Source organism: Enterobacter cloacae complex sp. SHL009 (genome assembly GCF_049237205.1).
Classification (GTDB): Bacteria; Pseudomonadota; Gammaproteobacteria; order Enterobacterales; family Enterobacteriaceae; genus Enterobacter; species Enterobacter cloacae_M.
Genome location: NZ_JBMKIW010000006.1, coordinates 119927 through 139176, shown reverse-complemented (window position 1 = coordinate 139176; position 19250 = coordinate 119927). Strand labels below are relative to the sequence as shown.

Annotated in this window: 22 protein-coding genes; 7 read left to right on the top strand and 15 right to left on the bottom strand. The window is 46.1% G+C overall.

Annotated elements, in window-relative coordinates:
- Positions 1 to 61 precede the first annotated feature (61 nt).
- The 3 genes from ACOTZC_RS15450 to ACOTZC_RS15440 all read left to right on the top strand — a co-directional run bounded on the left by ACOTZC_RS15450 (position 62) and on the right by ACOTZC_RS15440 (position 2655).
- On the top strand, positions 62 to 1000 hold the full coding sequence (locus tag ACOTZC_RS15450) for a GlxA family transcriptional regulator (protein ID WP_047174811.1): 939 nt from the start codon (positions 62 to 64) through the stop codon (positions 998 to 1000).
- A gap of 85 nt (positions 1001 to 1085) precedes the next feature.
- The gene (locus ACOTZC_RS15445; RefSeq protein ID WP_163354510.1) at positions 1086 to 2084 is read left to right on the top strand and encodes a class I SAM-dependent methyltransferase; all 999 of its coding nucleotides are present in this window, start codon (positions 1086 to 1088) and stop codon (positions 2082 to 2084) included.
- Positions 2085 to 2211: 127 nt separating this feature from the next.
- Positions 2212 to 2655 (top strand): acetyltransferase, encoded by a 444-nt coding sequence (locus ACOTZC_RS15440; protein ID WP_047174813.1) that lies wholly within the window; start codon positions 2212 to 2214, stop codon positions 2653 to 2655.
- A 32-nt stretch (positions 2656 to 2687) separates the two neighbouring features.
- Here ACOTZC_RS15440 and ACOTZC_RS15435 read toward each other — a convergent pair whose 3' ends face one another.
- From ACOTZC_RS15435 to ACOTZC_RS15420, 4 genes are all read right to left on the bottom strand, one after another.
- Complete coding sequence (locus ACOTZC_RS15435) at positions 2688 to 3272, bottom strand: hypothetical protein (protein WP_233426938.1); 585 nt, start codon at positions 3270 to 3272, stop codon at positions 2688 to 2690.
- A gap of 10 nt (positions 3273 to 3282) precedes the next feature.
- The gene (locus ACOTZC_RS15430; RefSeq protein ID WP_047174814.1) at positions 3283 to 3762 is read right to left on the bottom strand and encodes an Hcp family type VI secretion system effector; all 480 of its coding nucleotides are present in this window, start codon (positions 3760 to 3762) and stop codon (positions 3283 to 3285) included.
- A gap of 211 nt (positions 3763 to 3973) precedes the next feature.
- Positions 3974 to 4669 carry a hypothetical protein gene (locus ACOTZC_RS15425; RefSeq protein WP_064791187.1) on the bottom strand — a complete coding sequence of 232 codons (696 nt, stop codon included), beginning with the start codon at positions 4667 to 4669 and terminating at the stop codon, positions 3974 to 3976.
- 498 nt (positions 4670 to 5167) lie between these two features.
- Positions 5168 to 5509: a SymE family type I addiction module toxin gene (locus ACOTZC_RS15420; RefSeq protein ID WP_047173735.1), complete on the bottom strand. Its 342-nt coding sequence runs from the start codon at positions 5507 to 5509 to the stop codon at positions 5168 to 5170.
- A 125-nt stretch (positions 5510 to 5634) separates the two neighbouring features.
- Here ACOTZC_RS15420 and ACOTZC_RS15415 point away from each other — a divergent pair, with 125 nt between their 5' ends.
- Positions 5635 to 5826: a toxin-antitoxin system HicB family antitoxin gene (locus tag ACOTZC_RS15415; RefSeq protein ID WP_049042829.1), complete on the top strand. Its 192-nt coding sequence runs from the start codon at positions 5635 to 5637 to the stop codon at positions 5824 to 5826.
- A gap of 16 nt (positions 5827 to 5842) precedes the next feature.
- On the opposite strand, the gene ACOTZC_RS15410 is transcribed toward ACOTZC_RS15415, so the two are convergent.
- The 8 genes from ACOTZC_RS15410 to ACOTZC_RS15375 form a co-directional block, all read right to left on the bottom strand.
- Complete coding sequence (locus ACOTZC_RS15410) at positions 5843 to 7642, bottom strand: hypothetical protein (protein ID WP_421635862.1); 1800 nt, start codon at positions 7640 to 7642, stop codon at positions 5843 to 5845.
- Positions 7643 to 7949: 307 nt separating this feature from the next.
- Positions 7950 to 8900, bottom strand: coding sequence for a retron St85 family RNA-directed DNA polymerase (locus tag ACOTZC_RS15405; protein WP_014830124.1), 951 nt, complete (start codon positions 8898 to 8900; stop codon positions 7950 to 7952).
- Positions 8887 to 9837 carry a retron St85 family effector protein gene (locus tag ACOTZC_RS15400; protein WP_014830125.1) on the bottom strand — a complete coding sequence of 317 codons (951 nt, stop codon included), beginning with the start codon at positions 9835 to 9837 and terminating at the stop codon, positions 8887 to 8889. Before ACOTZC_RS15400 ends, ACOTZC_RS15405 begins: the two co-directional genes overlap by 14 nt.
- 611 nt (positions 9838 to 10448) lie before the next feature.
- Entirely contained in the window at positions 10449 to 12782 is a 2334-nt protein-coding gene (locus ACOTZC_RS15395) for a primase-helicase zinc-binding domain-containing protein (RefSeq protein ID WP_421635861.1), read from the bottom strand.
- A gap of 14 nt (positions 12783 to 12796) precedes the next feature.
- Complete coding sequence (locus tag ACOTZC_RS15390; protein ID WP_163279558.1) at positions 12797 to 13117, bottom strand: DUF5375 domain-containing protein; 321 nt, start codon at positions 13115 to 13117, stop codon at positions 12797 to 12799.
- Positions 13114 to 13341: a hypothetical protein gene (locus ACOTZC_RS15385; protein WP_421635860.1), complete on the bottom strand. Its 228-nt coding sequence runs from the start codon at positions 13339 to 13341 to the stop codon at positions 13114 to 13116. The genes ACOTZC_RS15390 and ACOTZC_RS15385 overlap by 4 nt, the downstream gene beginning before the upstream one ends.
- Positions 13338 to 13889 (bottom strand): host cell division inhibitor Icd-like protein, encoded by a 552-nt coding sequence (locus ACOTZC_RS15380; RefSeq protein ID WP_421635859.1) that lies wholly within the window; start codon positions 13887 to 13889, stop codon positions 13338 to 13340. Before ACOTZC_RS15380 ends, ACOTZC_RS15385 begins: the two co-directional genes overlap by 4 nt.
- On the bottom strand, positions 13886 to 14152 hold the full coding sequence (locus ACOTZC_RS15375; protein WP_017694457.1) for a helix-turn-helix transcriptional regulator: 267 nt from the start codon (positions 14150 to 14152) through the stop codon (positions 13886 to 13888). The genes ACOTZC_RS15380 and ACOTZC_RS15375 overlap by 4 nt, the downstream gene beginning before the upstream one ends.
- A gap of 537 nt (positions 14153 to 14689) precedes the next feature.
- Here ACOTZC_RS15375 and ACOTZC_RS15370 point away from each other — a divergent pair.
- From ACOTZC_RS15370 to ACOTZC_RS15360, 3 genes are read left to right on the top strand one after another with little or no spacing between them, the layout of a single operon-like run.
- Entirely contained in the window at positions 14690 to 15433 is a 744-nt protein-coding gene (locus tag ACOTZC_RS15370) for a capsid protein (protein ID WP_214606657.1), read from the top strand.
- 2 nt (positions 15434 to 15435) lie between these two features.
- Positions 15436 to 15654: an ogr/Delta-like zinc finger family protein gene (locus ACOTZC_RS15365; RefSeq protein ID WP_421635858.1), complete on the top strand. Its 219-nt coding sequence runs from the start codon at positions 15436 to 15438 to the stop codon at positions 15652 to 15654.
- A gap of 28 nt (positions 15655 to 15682) precedes the next feature.
- Positions 15683 to 16246, top strand: a complete 564-nt coding sequence (locus ACOTZC_RS15360) for a phage polarity suppression protein (protein WP_421635857.1) — start codon at positions 15683 to 15685, stop codon at positions 16244 to 16246.
- 412 nt (positions 16247 to 16658) lie between these two features.
- Here ACOTZC_RS15360 and ACOTZC_RS15355 read toward each other — a convergent pair whose 3' ends face one another.
- From ACOTZC_RS15355 to ACOTZC_RS15345, 3 genes are all read right to left on the bottom strand, one after another.
- Positions 16659 to 16883 (bottom strand): hypothetical protein, encoded by a 225-nt coding sequence (locus ACOTZC_RS15355; RefSeq protein ID WP_047737310.1) that lies wholly within the window; start codon positions 16881 to 16883, stop codon positions 16659 to 16661.
- Positions 16884 to 16971: 88 nt separating this feature from the next.
- Positions 16972 to 17946, bottom strand: a complete 975-nt coding sequence (locus tag ACOTZC_RS15350) for a GAF domain-containing protein (protein WP_047737313.1) — start codon at positions 17944 to 17946, stop codon at positions 16972 to 16974.
- On the bottom strand, positions 17939 to 19120 hold the full coding sequence (locus tag ACOTZC_RS15345) for a tyrosine-type recombinase/integrase (RefSeq protein ID WP_047737315.1): 1182 nt from the start codon (positions 19118 to 19120) through the stop codon (positions 17939 to 17941). Before ACOTZC_RS15345 ends, ACOTZC_RS15350 begins: the two co-directional genes overlap by 8 nt.
- Between the last annotated feature and the right edge of the window lie 130 nt (positions 19121 to 19250).

Here is a 19250-nt window from a genome sequence, read left to right as displayed (position 1 = left end):
AATGAAAAATATAATTGATGATAGCGTCAGAATGACGCCTGCACGGAATAAATCCCTGCATATGGGTTTACTCCTGTGGCCCCATTTCTCGCTTTTCGCATATTCAGGGTTAATAGAGGCGTTACGTATTGCATCCAGCGTCCAGAAGCGTAGCCAGAAAATACGCTTTAAACTCAGCCTGATAAGCACTTATCCCGACTTACCGGTAGTGAGCAGCTCAGGGCTCAGCTTGCGGCCGGAGGCCGCCCATGCGCCGCCCGGTGACTTCGACTACATTGCGGTAATTGGTGGAGGCCTGGAGCACCTTCACCAGGGGCACCGTGGCGACAGAGCGTTTCTCACGGAGGCTTATCACAACAACGTTCCCCTGATAGGTATTGGTACCGGCAGCTTTATCCTGGCGGAGGAAGGCTTACTGAACGAGCGCCGCGCCTCGATTCATCCTCATCACCATGACGTTTTCACGCAACGCTTTCCGCAGGTTTATGCTGAGCAAGGCCTCGATTTTATCGACGAAGGCGATTTGCTGACCTGCCCGGGCGGGATCTCAACGCTCACCCTGGTAACGGCGCTTATCCGAGCCCACGGGGGAGACGACATTGCGGCCACCACCTCCCGGCGGCTGTCCCTTCCTCCGCATGACGCCGCCACGCCGCGGCCCGCGAATATCGCCATGATCCCTGATTCACGGCTGCGCAGGGCGGTGACGATCGTCGAACAGTATCTGACTCACCCGCTGAACGCCGCCAGGCTCGCGCAGGACGTTAAGCTGAGCGAGCGCCAGCTTAACCGCCTGTTTCACGCCGAGTTTGGCAAAACGGCGCGGGAATTTATTCGCAGCGCCAGGCTGCGCTATGCCTGCTGGCTGCTGAAAAACTCTCAGCAAAGCGTTACGGATATTGCGCGACGGATGCGGTTTAGCGACTGCGCCCACTTTATTCGTCATTTTCAGACCGAGTACGGCTGCACGCCGGGGGTATGGCGCACGTCGCAGAACTGATGCACCTATTTCGTGCTTTCTTCGTAGGGTATTACTGGCTCGCCTGGATAGACTTCCGTTAAAAGCCTAACGGAGGGAAGACGACATGAACTGGCAGCCTTTTCGCGGCGATGCACCGGAAAATATGACGATTTTCAGCGCGTCATTTCCCGACGTCAGCGACCAGTGGCCGATGAAAGACGACGCTGCCCGCGAGATCGCCTCCCTTGACCGCGCCCTGAAAGCCGAGCCAGCGCTCCGGCCCCCGAGGGTGGAATACGACGAAGGGGGGCAGGCCGTGCTGGTTCCCCAGAACCGCTATTCCGAACAGGCCTTCCGCAACCGCCCGGCGCTCACCGCGTGGCGCACCCGGCTGGTGCCCTCCGCTCTGGCGCTGTTTGTGGTGCAAAACCCGCTGGAAGACCGCCTGCCCGACGGCACGAAAATGGACAGCGACAGCCGCCAGTGGTTTATCCACGCTAACGATGCGATTGGCGTGCGCTCCCGCGCCAGAGTGCTGGCCGCGCTGGTGGATAAGTACATTCATAATGAGAGCGAGAACAACTGGGTCAGCCTCGCGAGCGGTGCCGCCATCCCGGTGCTGGAGGCGCTGCGTGAAGCAAAGCTTGACGGCCAGCGGGTGTATCTCACGCTGGTGGACAAAGACCCGGTGGCGCTCAGCTGGGCCGAAACCATGGCGGCGCAGGAAGGGATTGTAGTGGGGGAACAGCTGACCCTGCTCAGGCGCAACCTGCTCCATACGCTGGTGCGTAACGAAGACCTGCTGCTGGAGCTGGGCGAGCAGCAGGACGAACTGGTCGACGCGCTGGGGATTTTCGAATACTTCAACGATACCGACGCGGTGATTTTTCTCCAGCGCGCGCTGCGGCTGGTCAAGCCCGGCGGGGCGGTGATTGTGTCAAACATGCTCACCAGCAGCCCGCAAATTGACTTTGTGCTGCGGGGGATCGGCTGGGAGGATATTTACCCGAGGTCGTTACAGCAGCTGCAGGATATTCACCTCGCGGCGGGCGTGCCGGTGGAAAACGTCACCGTGGTGGTGCCGAAGGACGGCGTGTACGCGGTGATGGAGATTAGGGTTTAGCGCGAGCTGTGTGGGGGGACAAACCGCACAATCGGTTCCCTCTCCCTGAGGGAGAGGGCTAGGGTGAGGGGGAACAGGGCGCGCTGAGTTACTTGAATTAACGTTCTAAACCGCACATGATCCCCCCATGAAAATAGAAACCGCACACCCCACACACTTCGAACGTCTGGTTGCGATCTGGGAATCTTCCGTCCGCGCCACCCACCACTTTTTACAGGAAAGCGATATTGCGGCGCTGCGCCCGTTATTGCTCAACGCGTATCTGCCAAACCTCACCGTCGTGATGGCCCGCGATGACGCAGGCGTTATTCACGGCTTTTCAGGCGTGGATGAAAACCGCATTGAAATGCTGTTTGTTGACGACGCGAGCCGGGGGAAGGGCGTCGGGAAATTGCTGCTGAAATACGCCATCGCCGAGTTTGGCGTAAACGAGGTGGATGTGAATGAGCAGAATCCGCAGGGCGTGGGATTTTATCGCCATATGGGGTTTGAGCAGGTCGGGCGCTCGGAACTGGACGGGCAGGGGAATCCGTTTCCGTTGCTGCATATGCGGTTGGGTGGGCAGGTTTAACGCCCTCTCCCTCTGGAGAGGGAGTCTGCAAGCTAGTTACTGGTAATTTGCCCGATGATTACGCCTCGCACTTTATCGCCATCGAAGTAATAAGAGACCGTATTACTCTGGATGAATCCATTCTGTACTGGCGTCTCCTGATAAAAAAGCATCGCTTTCTTTTTGGCGATCTCTTTCTTGCCGAACAATTCGACTAAATTCCCATGCGTCGCATTTAATAATGGAACATTAGCGACTGAGGCTCTGACAGGTTCCGTTGTTTTAGCACACTCGTTATGGATGCCATCTTTGGCTATAACTAGCGCAGTTAGCAATCCTGCACCCATTTCGTTTTCCGAGATGAACCAGTAATTCGTGCCATCGTTGTCATGAAGGCAGACCCAACGAGCGGAACTGTCTTTGTTGACTGGTGTGCTGGTGATATCTGACAGGTGAGTAACCTCCATTTGCACGGTTTTCTTACCGATGGTGATAGTAGGATAGAGGGGCACTGTTGTGGGTTCTTCCGGCGTTGTTCCATCATCCTGATAATACCTGGCTGCGAAGCCGGGCATTTGGGCTGCTGATGTATTTTTAACCAGGAATAGAAGTGCAGCCAAAATTAACAGTACTTTCATTTTAGATACCCTAATACGTAGCCCGGTTATTCCATTCGTCAGTATAGAGAATGTTCCCATCGCAATGCTTCCATGTAATCTTCTCGTACCGGAGTTGAATCTCTTCGAGATGCGTGCTCGTCAAGCCGGTGGGATGCAACAGGGGTGATATAGAGGTGATCTTTACGTTCTCCATTATCATATTGAAATACTCACTCTCAACGCCCTGGTCAAGAATTCGATACATTTTTAATTCTGCTTTTTTTAATGTTCTTCCTTCACACATAGCACGATATAAAACAGGTGTTGCAGCATCAAATTCCTTATGCAAGTTTAAGGGGGAATGAACTCTCGTTCCTGTCAAACGACCAGTATTCGAGCTCTCAGGGATCCATACCTGATGGATAACTGAACGGATTTCAAACGATCCTAATCTCGCTGGCAGCAAGGATGGACCAATTATGGGCGAACCATTTTCATCAAACAACCACAGATGAGCGGGAATTGACATAATTTACTCCTGTTAAATAGTAATTATCTTTTTTTACGTAAAAGGATATAGAGGCCTACAATAACTACAATTGACCATATTGCATTCATTGCGATTTTTTCGGGTAGCCAGGTTACGGCAAATAGTGCAAATATTATGACGAATAAAAGGGGAATTGCTCCTCTCAGGAAGAATATGAGTTGGCCTTTTAGCCAGTCTTTAATAGCTTTGATCATCCCTTTATCATCCTTGAAATCGCATATGCAATGTCGCTGTCTGAAGCATAAGCTTGGTTAAGTATGGGGGACCTCATTATTATGGGCTCAATCAAGAAAAACATCATTTCAAGTTCTTCCTGATAGAGTAGATTATAATAATAAGCATTATAATTTTTTAGATGGTTGGCGCTTCTGGATGCCTGCTCAACGACACCATAAACTTTTAAACCAAGAACGGCATAAGTAGAAAACGATGTGATCTTTTCTTTCATCCAAATGTTGGTATGAACACTACTACAAATTGCAATAGTTGCCGAATATATAAAAGCCTGGCTGGAGAGCATCGATGATGAAATTGATACGCCTAAATTCATAAGATTTCGTTGTATGCTATGTATTCTTTTCTCACTCTTGTTGCCTAGTAAGCTTTTAATATAAATATAGAGCATCTTATAGATAACGTCTCTATGTTTTATTAACTGGACGATACCTGTCAAAAATCGTGAGTCTTCTTTGCGTAATCGTAAACATACGTCCTGATAGTTTTCAGTAAAGCACGAAAGCTGATAGCTTAATCGCGTTGCCCCATCATCTAACAGGTGCGCTTGCTTTAATACTTCATCTTTTACGCCTGTTAAGGCGTGTTCTAACTTTAAAGCCAATATTTTATGTGCATCTATTGATGTTATTAATGAGTCACTATAATACATATTTCACCTTTTAACAGTAAACGTAGGCACAATTTTCTATTAATATTGGTGTTCTGCTGTGATGTATATCGCAATAGTTTGTCTTTAATAAAAAATACAGGGATTTAAACCTTTGAATTATATATTTCGTGAATAATTGTTGGCTATCAATTTAGATATTATATGAGCGTGAGAGTGATGGCGTTAGATCCTTTGCATATTAGTTTAATAGCCCTATGGCCGGTAAAGGCGATACTAGGTGCCACGAGCTGAGCGTAACTACGAGTGTTGCTGTGAGATTGTAGTGATCTCTCAGTGGAAATCTGATGTCTCCTTTCCTGGCCAACTATCCGGAATTTCCGGATAGTTGAATGCTGATCAATTTCGCCATCAGAAATTCTATTTATGAGATGTTAATTGATGGTTCGAACAGGGAGATTGGGTTGCGACTTTCTCTGCATGTCCTCTCCCATCTACATCGTCTAACGCGCCTGGCGGGTTGTATGCCAGAAACAGTCGCTAAGCCAGGTGGTTTGTATTTGATTTTGCGAGGCGCTTTCCAGGACGCGGAGTTTGGATCGCTGTAAGCGCATCCTCTATCTCAATAAGCTTTGCCTTCGTCCGTTTATAATCATCCTGCAAACGCTGCTCCTGCTCGTTATACGCCACCAGAACGATGCACCCTTTCATCACCTTTACCGTGACCTGCTGTCCGGTATCAAACCCCGCCGCGCGTAGCCACTTGCCGGAAAGGATGATTTTCGGAGTGGATTTGTCGAAAACATTCGGGCGGTGTCCCACAATTAACGAACGCTCGGTTCCGGATTGGTCTGTGTCTGGGGTAGAATGCGAATCAGCCATAATCAACTCCTTGATAGTTGGTGAGGTTAGACGCTCCGGTTGTGTTCCCGCACTTCGGAGCGTTGCTAATACAGGAGGATTAGGTGGCCTCCTATGTGTGTCAGAGTAGGTGGATAGGTGGCCTCATGTCAATCATATCGCGCGAAAAAAAACCAAAAGGCGGTGGGCAGTCTCCGCAGTTTAAAATGCGTATTGATCCGGCATTGAAGGAACAGCTGGATGCGGTAGCGGCTGAGGAAGGGGTGAGCCTCGCCAGCTGGTTGAAGGAACTGGCGAGAGAGGCGTTGCGTAATAAGGGAATAAAGCCTAACGGTTAAAATTTTTTATTTAAAATCAGTCGTCATTAAAACCAATTATATGAAAATCTGCGCCAGATGATTTTATCGCATTGTCTGAACTGACTAATAAAACATCCAGCTGTCTTTTGATGTTATTATTTTGTGTTTTTGTATAATAACTTTTTGTTGTATGAGGTTGTATAACTATGACCCGAGTTTTTATTTTAGTCGGGTTTGAGTTCAATGATGAAAGTTTGGTAAGAAAGTCCGAAGATTGAATTAATTTATTCTCAAACCAACACATTTTGTTCTGAGAGCTGGTAGTTCTTTCTGTAAGATCTTGGATGAGATTTTTACGGTTTGCATATCTCAAATTTTTGACTGCTTGACTTAAGACAATATCATGAGCGCCAACTGATACTCTTCTGCTGCTACTATTACTATTGGCTGCTTTAATATGAATCAATGATATGATCGTTTGATCATTATGATCGTCAATATGGATAAAGTCTGCTTTCTCACCAGCGCCATCGTCACAATAGAGCCATCCACTCGGTTTTTCGGTTGTGTTGAATTTATCAAACGTGTCCCAGCGGCTATTCCAGCGGTTTTTAACCCAACAAAATAGAGAATCTTGTTTTCCTATTTGTTTTAAATCGAGTTTTTCTGAGTTTAATGGTTTTTCTTTACAAATATCATACTTTTCAAAATCTGCCCAGATAAAACCATTATAAGTAACATCTTTGTAGTCAGTCTTAAAAGTCCAACTGTTTACTACTGCATGTCCTGATTCATACCAGCACTTAATTAAATCAGAATGTTTAAAAACTTTCGCATAATTATTAAGTAAATCTTTCTTTTGTGGGGCATGCTGCTGGCTAATAATTTCAAAACTAGTAATATAATCTTTTATTTTAAGCGCTACTTGAATATCACCGCAGTAGGAATTTTCATAAAACACCTTTAGGGTAAATGATGCATTAAGCGTTAATGAAATTTCTATTCTATATTTATTTCTGATGTTCCTTAATAAATCTAATTTTTTAAGTGGCAATTCATAGGAAATGAAATCTGGGTCAATTATTGAAAAATCATAGGCATCAATTACATTTTTGAGATCATTTATTGGGCTAGCGAGAATACCTATAGGAGATAAATTGTTTTGATTATTGGAATTTAGCATGTCCAATATTTCTATGACGTTGTTTTCAAAAGTAACCCAGTCTTTGCAAGGTCCCTTCCAGATAGATGACTTGAAAGGATTTAGACCAATGGTTTTATTATTATTTCCGATTTCTGTTCTTACAGCAGACATCATGTAAGATTGGTCTTCAAGTGGATCTAAAGACTCTGCTACGCTATTACCACCTAGTACTTTTGAATCAGCCTTAAATGTATTTTTTCCATGTATGCCTAAAAGCCAAAGCATCTTGATATTGTCTTCGTCAATAAACAAATGATTTAAGTGCGATATTTCTACAGGATGTAGATTTGGCAATATGGTACTCTTAAAATATTCTCTTATCGAATCTTTCATTCCTTTTTCAGAAAAATAAAAAGCAACATAATTGCCTCGAGTAAAAGTCAGTGCAACATGATTTTCAATATCATGTATATCATTTTTTTTAGTCCAACTGGGTACTTTATTTATAGAGTAAGGAGAAATGAACACGGTGGATTCTTTAATGATTTCAGTAGTGGTTAAATATTTCTTTATTTCTCCTTCATTATGAATTTTTGTATCAATGATTTTCATGATGGATTCATGTAAAAATTTAGCTGTGTAATTTGATTTATTAAAACCAACTAGAATAGAGAAAAAAGGTGAAAGGTGTTCCTTTTGAATATCGTTCATAACGATCTCATTTATTTGTAGATAGAAATAAGATGATTATATTTATTTTACAAATGAAAATGTGAAGTAGACCGCAAAATGAACAAAACGTAGGTAAATACTTGGAAATCTATGACATTTTTGGCGGAAGATCACAGGAGTGATAAACTCCATGTAATTATTTGATTTTATTTGATTTTATTTTCGGGGGGAAATGAATTATACACTTTGCTATACACAGTAGTGAGAGTGTAGATCACCCTAACAATCTCACATTGTTCGCAATACAATCAATAAACTTGCTAGGAACTTATTCAAAATCAATGGCTTATTCAATTTTATTATGAAGATTTTGAATCCATTTTATTTCTTGAAAGTATTTTCTGTTCAGCTTAGTGTAAAAATGAGGGTCTATATCTTTTGCATAAGCAATATAACCTGAAAGTTTGTTAAAATCTTCATCTTTTAATACTCCCTTTGATAAAAGAGAAAGATGTAATCTTATTTTATCTTTCATTGACCTATGTAATGTAACATGGAAATCATGACAAACTTTCAACCCGGTTACTACGATACTGCCACCCGAAGCACTACAGATTTTGAACTTTTTAATATTTATTTTAAAGTCGGGCCCAATTTCATTCATTGCCCTTTTAAAACAATTTAGAATTATTTTACTAGCCCCTTTCATATTTGTAGATACAATAATATCATCTGCATATCGTGTATAAGTGGCATTAAGTTTATCAATTGTGTTTAGTTTTCTCGTAAGTTTTTCATCAAGCTCTCTTGCGACAAAGTTTGCAATTATAGGTGACGTTGGAAATCCGATAGGGAGAGTACTATCTGATATGAAACAGATTGTTTTTATAAGTTGTAGTAACTCTTTGTCATACTCTGTTGTAAATTCAATGCGATCTCTATAACGAGTGAATGCATTTTCAAAATCACTAAATTTAATTGAAGGAAAAAAATCTTTGAGATCTATTTTTACATAATATTTATTTTTTGATTCAGCATGCAATAAGGCGTTGCTTTTTATTGAACGGTTTTTAACAAATGCATATGCAGCATTATGCATTGGCAGTTTAGAAAAAATATTATTCATTAACCAATATTGAATTAGTTTTACTTTAGATGATGGGTGGTATATTGTTCTCACACCGCCTTTTTTCTTAGCTATATCCCATCTTTTTGGAGGCTCAGGTGACCGCATTACTTCAGAAGCAAATCCCTTAGTCATTAATGTTTGAGAATCAATCAGGCTATATATTCTCATATACCTTCATCCTTTCTGGTTTGTTCTTGAGGAAAAAAACCTTAAACATTGATGAGATGTTGTCAATATCAAAATCATATTTAAAATAATATTCTTTATACAGAGAATAATAAACTCCATTTGTGCATGATATTATTCTAATAGCCATTAGAATACCAAGATGCTTTAGAAGGTTTTTTTTGTAATGACTTTCTGTACCAAAAATTTTGGTGATTATTTCGATAAGTTCATTAAGCTGTAAAGGGCCACATACAAAAATTATATCATGAATAAATCGTACTGAGTCTTTATTAAAGTTATTGGAAGGATCTAACTCTTCCTTTTTTAAAGTTCTTGAAATTGCTCTCTCATTCTTAGAAAGAATATCATATAGAGCATCGAATATTTCGCCAATGCCGTCAGAGCGCTCTATACTTTCAATACCTTCTGTCATTTTATAATGTAAGAAATGACCAGATTGTTGTGATTGTTGAGTAATAGCCTTTATTGGTCCCATATTTATAAATGATTTCTCATTTATAAATTTTGTATTGTTAACTATAATTAATTTCTTGCGTAATTGCTTGCTGTATGCGAATGCACCAAGTTCCGTGAAAGATGAATAACTTTCTAAAACAATGATAATATGGTCAGCTAATTTAGATAAGTCAGCTTCGATATCTAATAAATTATCAGATAATGATTCTTCATCGGTGCTTAATTCTTTGAAAACTAGTTCAGCAAGAAAAAAATGACAGTTATTCAAATACCTTTCAGAAAAATTTATTAATTCCAATCGTCTTGCTGATGGTTCTCCATTGTTTTTGTTAGCACCACACAGAAAGACGAATTTTTTTACATTACCAGGACATTTTACTTTGTTCTTTTCAACGAATGATGAAAATAACGCGGTTGCTCTGGATACCTCAGTACCATTTTTTTTTAGCTGAGTCAGCATCGAGAATATCCTTATGCACCTTGATGGTAGAGGACTAAAAGAGCCAAACCTACTTGAGCACGTCGATCAGTTCGCTGATCGGTGGCCCCCAGCCGCCGCTCAGCGAACTGAACGACGGGCATAGCTAAAATACTAGGCGAAACCATGACTCATGGCCCGATGGGTTATTAACCCATAAAATGCTAGGTTTGGCTCTGTTACGCTCTCATAAACCTCAAGAGGATTCAAGAGGAAAGCTATTGATGTGAATTAATTTTCTTTTATCCAAGTGCTGAGAAAAAAGTTTTTTTGCATTTAACTGTTCACACTGTTCACCTCGGTTATTTCTCATTTTATATCATTAAGTTAAGTGATGATGAGTTGGTGAAGGGTGAACAGTCGACTCTTCACCTTTGTTCGCTTTACTCGTTCCGGGGGCGCCCGGTCAGGCAATACTCGGGGGGATAAAAAGTTTTTTCCGGTTTTACTGTTCACACTGTTCACCTTTGCTTTTTTATCAATAATTTCATACTGATACAGGGTGAATATACGGTGAAGGGTGAACAGTGGAGTGTTCACCTTATGGCAATTGCCGGAAAGAAAAAGACCGGCTGTAGCCGGTCTGGAGTGGGTTATGTCGCTGCGGGTTCGTCGCATTTCGGCAGCCAGTCGCCGTAGCTTTCTTCTTTCAGCGACAGGTTGGTCTGTATCCCCTGCTTTGTGTGCCGCTTCTCATAATTCAGGCCGTACTCTTTCAGCATCATGGGCAGCCCCAGCCCGAACATTTTCAGGCTGAGCACGTTCCTGTACCCGTTGGCCTCCATATAGGCCAGATACGCGTGATAAAGATATTTACGGTAATTACGCGGGACGATGCTGGCATTACCCATAAACATCCCGTTGGTCTGCGGCAGCATTTCCAGATAGCCGCAAAAATCAAACGTCGGGTCAGCATCGCGCTTGATGCTGAGTGCCTCATCGGAGTTCTGCTGCGACTGGAGCAGTGCGCGGGCGGTCATCGGGTTGCTGAATTTCTGCATAAGCTGGCGCACGATAACGGCCAGCTCGCGCGCAATTTTATCCCTGAGCTGCGGGTCGCGCTCTTCCGGGGCAATCTGCTCGGGGAAGTGAATAATTACCCGGCGGCGCGACACACCGCCGCTGCGGTCAGTGAAGCGCATCGGGTTATTGTTCACGGCCAGAATCACCGCCGGAATATGTGTTGAATACGGATTCTGGTATTTCGGGTCAACCGAAACCGCATCACCGCCGGTAATGGCCTTCAGCCCTGCACCGTCACCGCTCCATTTTTCCTGGTCAGGCAGACGTATCAGCGAGAAGCCAATCAGGGATGCACGCTTGCGCGGGTCTTCCAGCGTATCGATATCGGCCGACGTGGCGTTATCCTCTCCGGCGAGCAGGGTCGCAATTTCGGCCAGAATACTTTTGCCGCTCCCGCCGGGACCGGTGACTTCGAGAAAGAGCTGCCAGTCGTAGCGGTTCGCCAGCACCATAAAAAGCGCGGCCAGTATCACGTCGCGCTTTTGTGGATTTTTACCGGCCGCCCGGTCGAGCCAGCGCCAGAAGTTCGGCGCGTGAGTCTCCAGCGTTTCCCCCTCGACCGGCGGAGTAAAATCCACGTCGCACAGAGTGCGCAGCCAGTGCGATTTGCTGTGTGGGCTGAACAGGCCGCTCTGGGTATCGAGTACCCCGTTGCGAAAACCAATCAGACGGCGTGCCGGTGCCTCCTGCTGCGGAATAATCAGCTTCAGGGTCTCCACCACCGAGGCAATTTTCCCGGATGAGAACGGGGCGCGTAAGCGCTGGAATAAATCTGCCACATTCCGTGAAAAAGTGGCGGCAGGAATATTTTTCCAGATGCCGTTTTCATAGCGGGACAGGAGCTGGCCGTTCGCATCCACCGCCAGCGCTTCGCCGTAATGCTCATGCACCCGCAGAGCCTTGTCACTGGCGCTCATGGCGGTAAATTCCGCCTCGCTCATGGTATCAAACGGACTTTGCGCCGGTGGCCGGAGGTTGTCATAAATCGCTTTCCGCGAGGCCTCCTCGCCGTGCTGCATAAAAGCATCATTCCAGTCACCGAACACCGGCGGCAGGGCAACAACGCCCTCACAGGCGTCTGCGGCCGCTGCGGCTTTGTTCTGGCCGTCGCCGTTAAGGTCACGGTCGGCGGCGAGCACAATCTGACAGGCCGGGTGTTTCTGACGGGCAAGGCTCGCCAGAGAAAGGAGGTTCACGGACGACAGCGCCACCATGACGGTTTCACCGGTCAGGTGATGTACGGTGAGTGCGGTCGCATAGCCCTCCGCTATCCACAGGCGTTTTCCGGCCTGTTTTTTCCCTTTGATGGTATGGCACGCTCCTTTTACCGTCCCGCCTTTCAGGGTGCGTTTGAGACCCTCAGAATTGATGAGCTGAAGGTTTACCAGCGCGCCGGTATCGTCATACAGCGGGACAACCACATCACCGGTGCGGAACGTCACGCCGCCGGTTTTGTGTGTGGCCGACAGTACCGGACATTCCCGGTCGGGGAAGCCCTTGCGGGTCAGGTAGGCGTTGCCACTGGCCGTGCGGGTTTTCTCCATCAGTCTGACGGCCAGCGCGACCGCCGCTTTACGGTCAGCTTCGGTTTCAGCCTCTGCGGCCGCAATCACTTCGGGGGCAACCGGTGGCAGGTTGCCGGTCACGGCATCCACCTTTCCGGCGGCCTCTGATGCGGTCATACCGAACACTTTCTCGACCAGCTTAAGACCGTCACCCGCACCGCACTGGTTACAGAACCATGTGCCGCGCCCCTCTTTATCGTCAAAGCGGAAGCGGTCAGAGCCGCCGCACACCGGACAGGCCTGATGGCGGTTTTTAATGACCTTCACACCCAGCGCAGGGAGAATGCGCGGCCAGTGGCCGCACGCCTGTTTTACGGTTTCCGTTACGTTCATTTTCATCGTTATTTTCTCCCTCAGTGCATAACAGGCGATGTGATATGACGGGCGCAGAGTTCATCCATCACGGCGAGCCCGAGAAAGGACAGCGACGGCGCGGCCTTAAGCGGTCCGGCTTCCATTAAATCTTCCAGCAGCGCACAGGCAATCTGGCGGCCTTTTTCCTCACCGTGCTGGCGCAGATAGAAGCCCTCCAGCTCGTCGGCAATCGCGCTTTCCAGCGCGTCGAGAGTGAGGTGTTCGTAGCGGTGCTGACGCTCGCATACCGTCAGCCACGCACAGGCCACGGCGCGGCGATAGAGCGCGGCGCGTAATACGAGTGACAGAGGCTTTTTCATGCGTTGTCCTCCCCGGTCAGCCGGTGTTGATTACAGCGCTCGACCACGCCGTCGAGCTGGGCGGTCATGAGATAAATCACGGAGGTGAGATGTGAATGCTGCGCCGGGTCACGGCGAGCGGGCGTGCAGTTCTGCACCTGCATCAGCTCACTGACGAGCTTGCCGACATTGCACATATGCTCAAGGCATTCGAGGTCACGGGCGGTAATGGTGGAGTGTCTCATGCATGCACCTCCGCAACCGGCAGACGGCCAGCAAAAGAGAGGACGTAATCGCGAACAAGGGAACGACGTGCCGCGTGTTCATCACCGGCAACGGTGCGGAGCATACAGATACGGGGTTTACGGTCTGCGCGACGAACGGCGGCAAACACAAAGATGAACTGCGGGTGTGACGGGGTGAGGGTCGTAGCCATAAGGGCAACCTCCATTGAGTAGCGGTTATCGCCACCACCGGAGCTGCAAATCTCATGGGTGGTGGCCCGGACAGGGTTTGCAGTACCGGCCTCAATGGATACCGGCCAGCCCGAAGGCTGCCCCGCCCGAACCACCATTATCTGACAGGAGCCACGGTGTAAACACCACAGCCCGAAAAATGGGTGTGTCTGAGCTACGACATAAAAAAAGACGCATGGCGCGTCTGGTGTCGCCATTGAGTTACACGGGCTGCAAATCCCGGCTGCCGATTTTGCGACAGCGGGAAAACTATACCTGGAAACGGCGAAAAGAAGCAAGCCAGAAAAAGGGGCGGTTTGCTGAACGGTCATCATCATGCGTCACAGCCCCGGTTGCGTTCGGCAATGCGATCCGCCATCCATGCCGTGATTTCAGACTGCGCCCACGCCACGTTTTTGCCGCCCAGGCTGATTTGTTTCGGGAAAGCCTCGCGGCTGATGAGGTCGTAAATGGTTGACCTGGACAGGCCACACAGATGCATCACTTCGGGCAGGCGAATAAAGCGCTCCTGAACGGCATCAGAAACCGGCATCAGCGGCGCAGCAGGGGCAGAAGATGGGGAAGAAAAAGCGGTTTGCATCGGGCTACCTCATAATGTCCATACAGTGCCGGTCATGTCCCTCCGGCTTCGGGTAGCTCCTTATTATGTCTATATTTTTCCTCAGGTCATGTGAGATTTTTGGGGAAACAAACATTGACTTTTCGCTCTGGCAAACAAAGACAAACGCTGGCAAAGATATGCAAATCACTGCATTACAATGCAGCAATTTCTATTGCTTTTAGTTATACATTTTTCATTTTTAATCGAAATAAAGTCTAAGTGGTATAGACAGAGCAAAACAGGAGGGTGAACAGTGGTGAACAGACGGTGAACAGTCAGACCCTCAACTGTTCACCCTTTATCTTACTGTATTACTTATATTTTTATTTAAGGTGAACAGTGGTGAACAGTTATAAGTAAAAAAACAAACGATGAGTAAGGTTTTGCTGAGACCTTTCTCTGGCAAGCAGGATTTTAAGTGCTGTTTGTGCCAGAACTGCCACAACTGCAATGAATCGAGATGTTGTGTGATGAAGGGCAGAATCATTTCAGGTTGAATAAACGGAGAGCCTGAACATGAAACCCGAAACACTCATCACCGCCCTGCAAGATGTTGCCGCCAGGCAGTCCGCAGAGAACAGCCAGCGCATCACCGACAAGCTGAGCGTATTCACTACGGCCAGAGACACCCACGCGGCCAGCATGCAGGTTCTGAAAGAGATTGATACGTCCATTGAACGCTGTAAGCAGGAGCGGCAGACCGCCCTCGATGAGAGCGCAGAAGCGGAGCAGGACTGGCGCAGCCGCTTTCGCACCCTGCGCGGCAGTCTTACCCCTGAAATGAAAGCTGAGCACAGCAGGCGTATCGCCAGTCGCGAGCTGGCCGACGAGTTCACCGGCCTGATTGCGGAGCTGGAGACAGACCGGACACGCGCCATGCTGAATGCCTGCTCCACCGGCAATAAATACCTGTCAGCGCATGAAGATGCCTTTACCGCTTATGCCGGTGCGGAATGGGCTCAGGCTGTCAACGCCGTTCCTGTCGCCCTCATCCGCGCTTTCCTGCTGCGCATTCGTGCCCTCGAAATGAAGGGTGAAAGTGCCCCGCAGTCCGTGGCCACCGGCGAGCTGCGCGACGCGCTGAGCCGTCAGGGCAGCATGTATCACTTCGACATGACACAGGAGCCTGTATTGTCCGTGACGGGCATGCACCGGCCGCAGATTACTGACGTTGATACGGAGCTGTTACGCAGCCCTGCGAAGAGAATGATGCTCGCCAGAAAACTGGCTGAAAATGGCGAGACAGAAGCGGAGGAGTAAGCATGTTTCACTGTCCGTTCTGCAAAACCAGCGCGCATTCCCGCACCAGTCGGTATCTGTCCGATAACGTCAAACAGCGCTATCACCAGTGCATGAACATCGAATGCTCGGCCACGTTCCGCACGCTTGAATCCATCGACGGGGTTATTCGTTCACCGGCAACAAAGCCGGTCATCCCTGTACCCGCACCGGAGCCCACCATTAACCGTGCCGGTGCGTGAGCACGGCCAGACATCAGGAGAAACATACGTGTCCACACTGACGCTACAGAAAGCCTTTGAGGCCTGTCAGGCAAACAAATCCGCCTGGCTGCAACGCCGGGATGAACTGAAGCAGGCCGAACAGGCATACCGCGAACAGCTTGCCGGTAACGGCCACAGCGGCCGGAGCCTGCAAACGCTGCGCGAGATTATCGACGTGAAAAAGTGGGAAATTAATCAGGCTGCCGGTCGCTATATCCGTTCGCATGAGGAGGTGCAGCGCATCAGTATCCTAGACCGTTTAAATGATTTTATGCAGGTACACGGCGCGGAGCTGGCCGCCGCCCTTGCCCCGGAGCTGATGAATTATTCCGGGCAACACTCCACCGTTCAGCGCTGCGCCATGCAGCACTCACTCGACTGTCTGCGTGAGGCGCTACAGCTCTGGCTGGTCGCCGGTGAAAAAATTAATTATTCGGCGCAGGATAATGACATTTTAACGGCCATCGGATTCAGGCCTGACGCGGCTTCGTGCGATGATAGTCGTGAAAAATTCACGCCTGCACAGAACCTGAATTACACCCGCCGCCGTGCAGAACTGGTCGTGCAGTAGTCCGCTTAAAAATCCCCGAAAATCCCGCCATTTTTACGTATAAAAGCCATGCATGCATAGGTGCATGGTTTTGCATGCGTTTTACAGACACTGAATCCCCCACCAGCGCCGGCACTGGCGCGCCCTGAGGCCGGTCATGCACCTGCATTAAAAGCGCCCCCTTAAGCGGGCAGGCGTGGCGGGGAGAGCATTGCGCGCTGAGAAAGCATTACAAGATATTTAAATCTTCAGCGACTCAAAAGGTTTAACACACATAACGAATGCCATTCAATTAAATATTAGTGTGTAGATAATATTTAGTTCAACGGTTGAGTGAATTTTTATCTAATAATCTTTGATGTCGTAGTGGAGTAATATCTAATATTTATTTTTTTTTAAAAAAAAAGGGAGCCTTCGGCTCCCCGTTATAAAGTCATTTTTTTATTAAATGATGCTTTTTTATATCTTTAAAAATATGAGCCTCTTTAGTTTGTACTCGATTATCTATCCAGTCATCCATCATTGCATCAACTTGATTAAATAATCCTTGGGCTTCATATTTTAAATAAACTTTTTCAAAGTCATTATTAACTGAGTAACCATCGGCTTCGTTACCCTTTGGATTTGACAACTTTGCGTATCTGAGCTTTTCCATCATTAGCCCTCCTATCTAAATATCGACAACAGCATTCGATATACAATAACTTATAGCACAAAACTTGAGCGATTGCCACTGAAGTTTGACGTTAATTTGTTGGTGTATCTACATACATTTTGTAAATGACTTCTGAATATATTGCTATTAATGAACTAAGATTCAAAAGGAAATCGCGGTCCCTCTCAAGCGAGAATTGGTCAGGCAGGGCGCTTGTTAGAACAAGAACCCCAAGGCATTCTTCTTCATTGGAATTTTGCTGATAGGCAAGAATAGGAACTGAAAGAAATGAACAATAATTCTTCCTATCAGCAGGATTAGATATTTTTAACTCATTACTTTTAGTAATGTCAGGGCATATCTTTAATTCTTTATGCAAATAAGTCAAACCAACGTGGCCAAATCCAGGTTTCCAAGCCCTGTTTTTCTTGGTAATTCTATCATCACATATTCTAGATATGACTTCTAAATGATTTGTTTCTTTGTTGTAGATGTAAAGGGCAATATTAAACTTTGACTCACTCTTGTAACTAAATAGTGTTTCTCTGTTTCTGGATAAATAGCCTAGAACGGTCGAAAAAAAACTTGCAGTATCAATAGGGAAATCTGCAAGAGTCAATTTTTTCTCTTTATTCGCAATAAGAATCTTACGAATGTGACTATTAACTTGCAATGTTGTTAAATAAATAACAAGTTTTTGAGTGGTAGATAATTTGTCTTCATGTACCATTCTCTCACGAATTATCTCAATCTCACTTACTCTATCATTATATTCTTTTGTTAATTCACCAAGCTCGATTGTAGAGTCATCTTTTTTGTCCAAATATTTAGCACCCCATGCAAGGATCAAATGGAGAATGAAAAACATTATGCATGCTATAAAAAAGAAATCACTTATTCCATTGGTGATATCTTTTTTTTGAAAAACATACGACACACCAAGACCAATGATAATAGGAGCAAATAATGCGTTCCACAAACTTGTGAAGCTTGCAAAATAACCTGCAAATCGTGCATTAATAATTCTGTTTTTTCTTAGTATTTTTTCTATTTTTCTATTATCCATAATTCACCTCAGAATATAAATAATCTGCATACCACTGTGACATTTTTCTTCTGTTTTCTATATGAAGAGCATGATTATAGATCCCTCGTATCGAGTTTTTATCTATATGGGCTAATTGTAATTCAATCCACTGAGTATCAAAACCTTTTTCATGTAAAATTGTCGACATTGTATGTCTAAATCCGTGACCTGTAGCACGACCTTTGTAACCAAGCAATTCAATTACTTGTGATACGCTTTCTTTCGAAATTGGTTTGCTGCGATTGTTTCTGCCAATAAAAATATAAGGATAATGGCCAGTAATAGGCTTGAGTTGTTTGAAGAGTTCGATTACCTGAGTTGTTAAAGGCACAATGTGCGGTCTGCGCATTTTCATTCGTTCTGCCGGTATTTCCCATATCCCCTTTTCAAGGTCTACTTCTTCCCACGTAGCAAAGCGCATCTCCTGAGTTCTTACGCCAGTTAGCATAACAATCTTAGTCGCATTTTTCGTGATGATGCTGCCGGTATACGCTTCAAGATCTCTAACAAAATGAGGTAGCTCATCGGCGGATAAAAACGGATGGTGCTTTTGCTTCGGAACAGCTAGAGCGATGGCTAAATCAGGTGCAGGATTGTATTCAGCACGGCCAGTTATGATTGCATAGCGATAGACCTCGCCGCATCTTTGGCGCACTTTTCTGGTCTTCTCCAGCGCTCCACGCTTCTCTATTCGTCGTAGCACCTCAAGCAGCTCCAGAGGTTTGATTTCTTTTATAGGGCGTTTACCAATGAATGGGAAAACATCTTGCTCAAATGTCTTAATGATTTCTTCACGGTAGGCCACTGTCCAGCGATCGGCTTTGTTTGAATGCCACTCCCGGCATATGGCTTCGAATGAGTTTTCTGTTGAGAGCTGCTGTGCCAGCTTTTTAGCTTTGCGTTCTTCAACTGGATCAATGCCATTTGCTACCTGTTTGCGTGCTGTATCGCGTTTGTCGCGAGCCTCTGCTAGCGAGACGAGACTGTAGGAACCAAATGACATCAACCGGGCTTTTCCTGCAAACCGGTAGCGGAACCTCCATCCTTTGCTCCCGTCTGGATTTATGAGCAACGATAAGCCTTGTCCATCATTGAGGGTGTAGGGCTTGTCTTGTGCCTTAGCGCGTCGGATTTGTATGTCTGTAAGCGGCATGTGTATAAGTGAAATCTGTGTATAAAAAAATTATACATAACACTATACATATTTTTCGTGGATTTAGGGAGATTCCCTCGGACTGACACGGATGATGTTATTAGATAAGTTGCTGTAAATTATGCTTTCA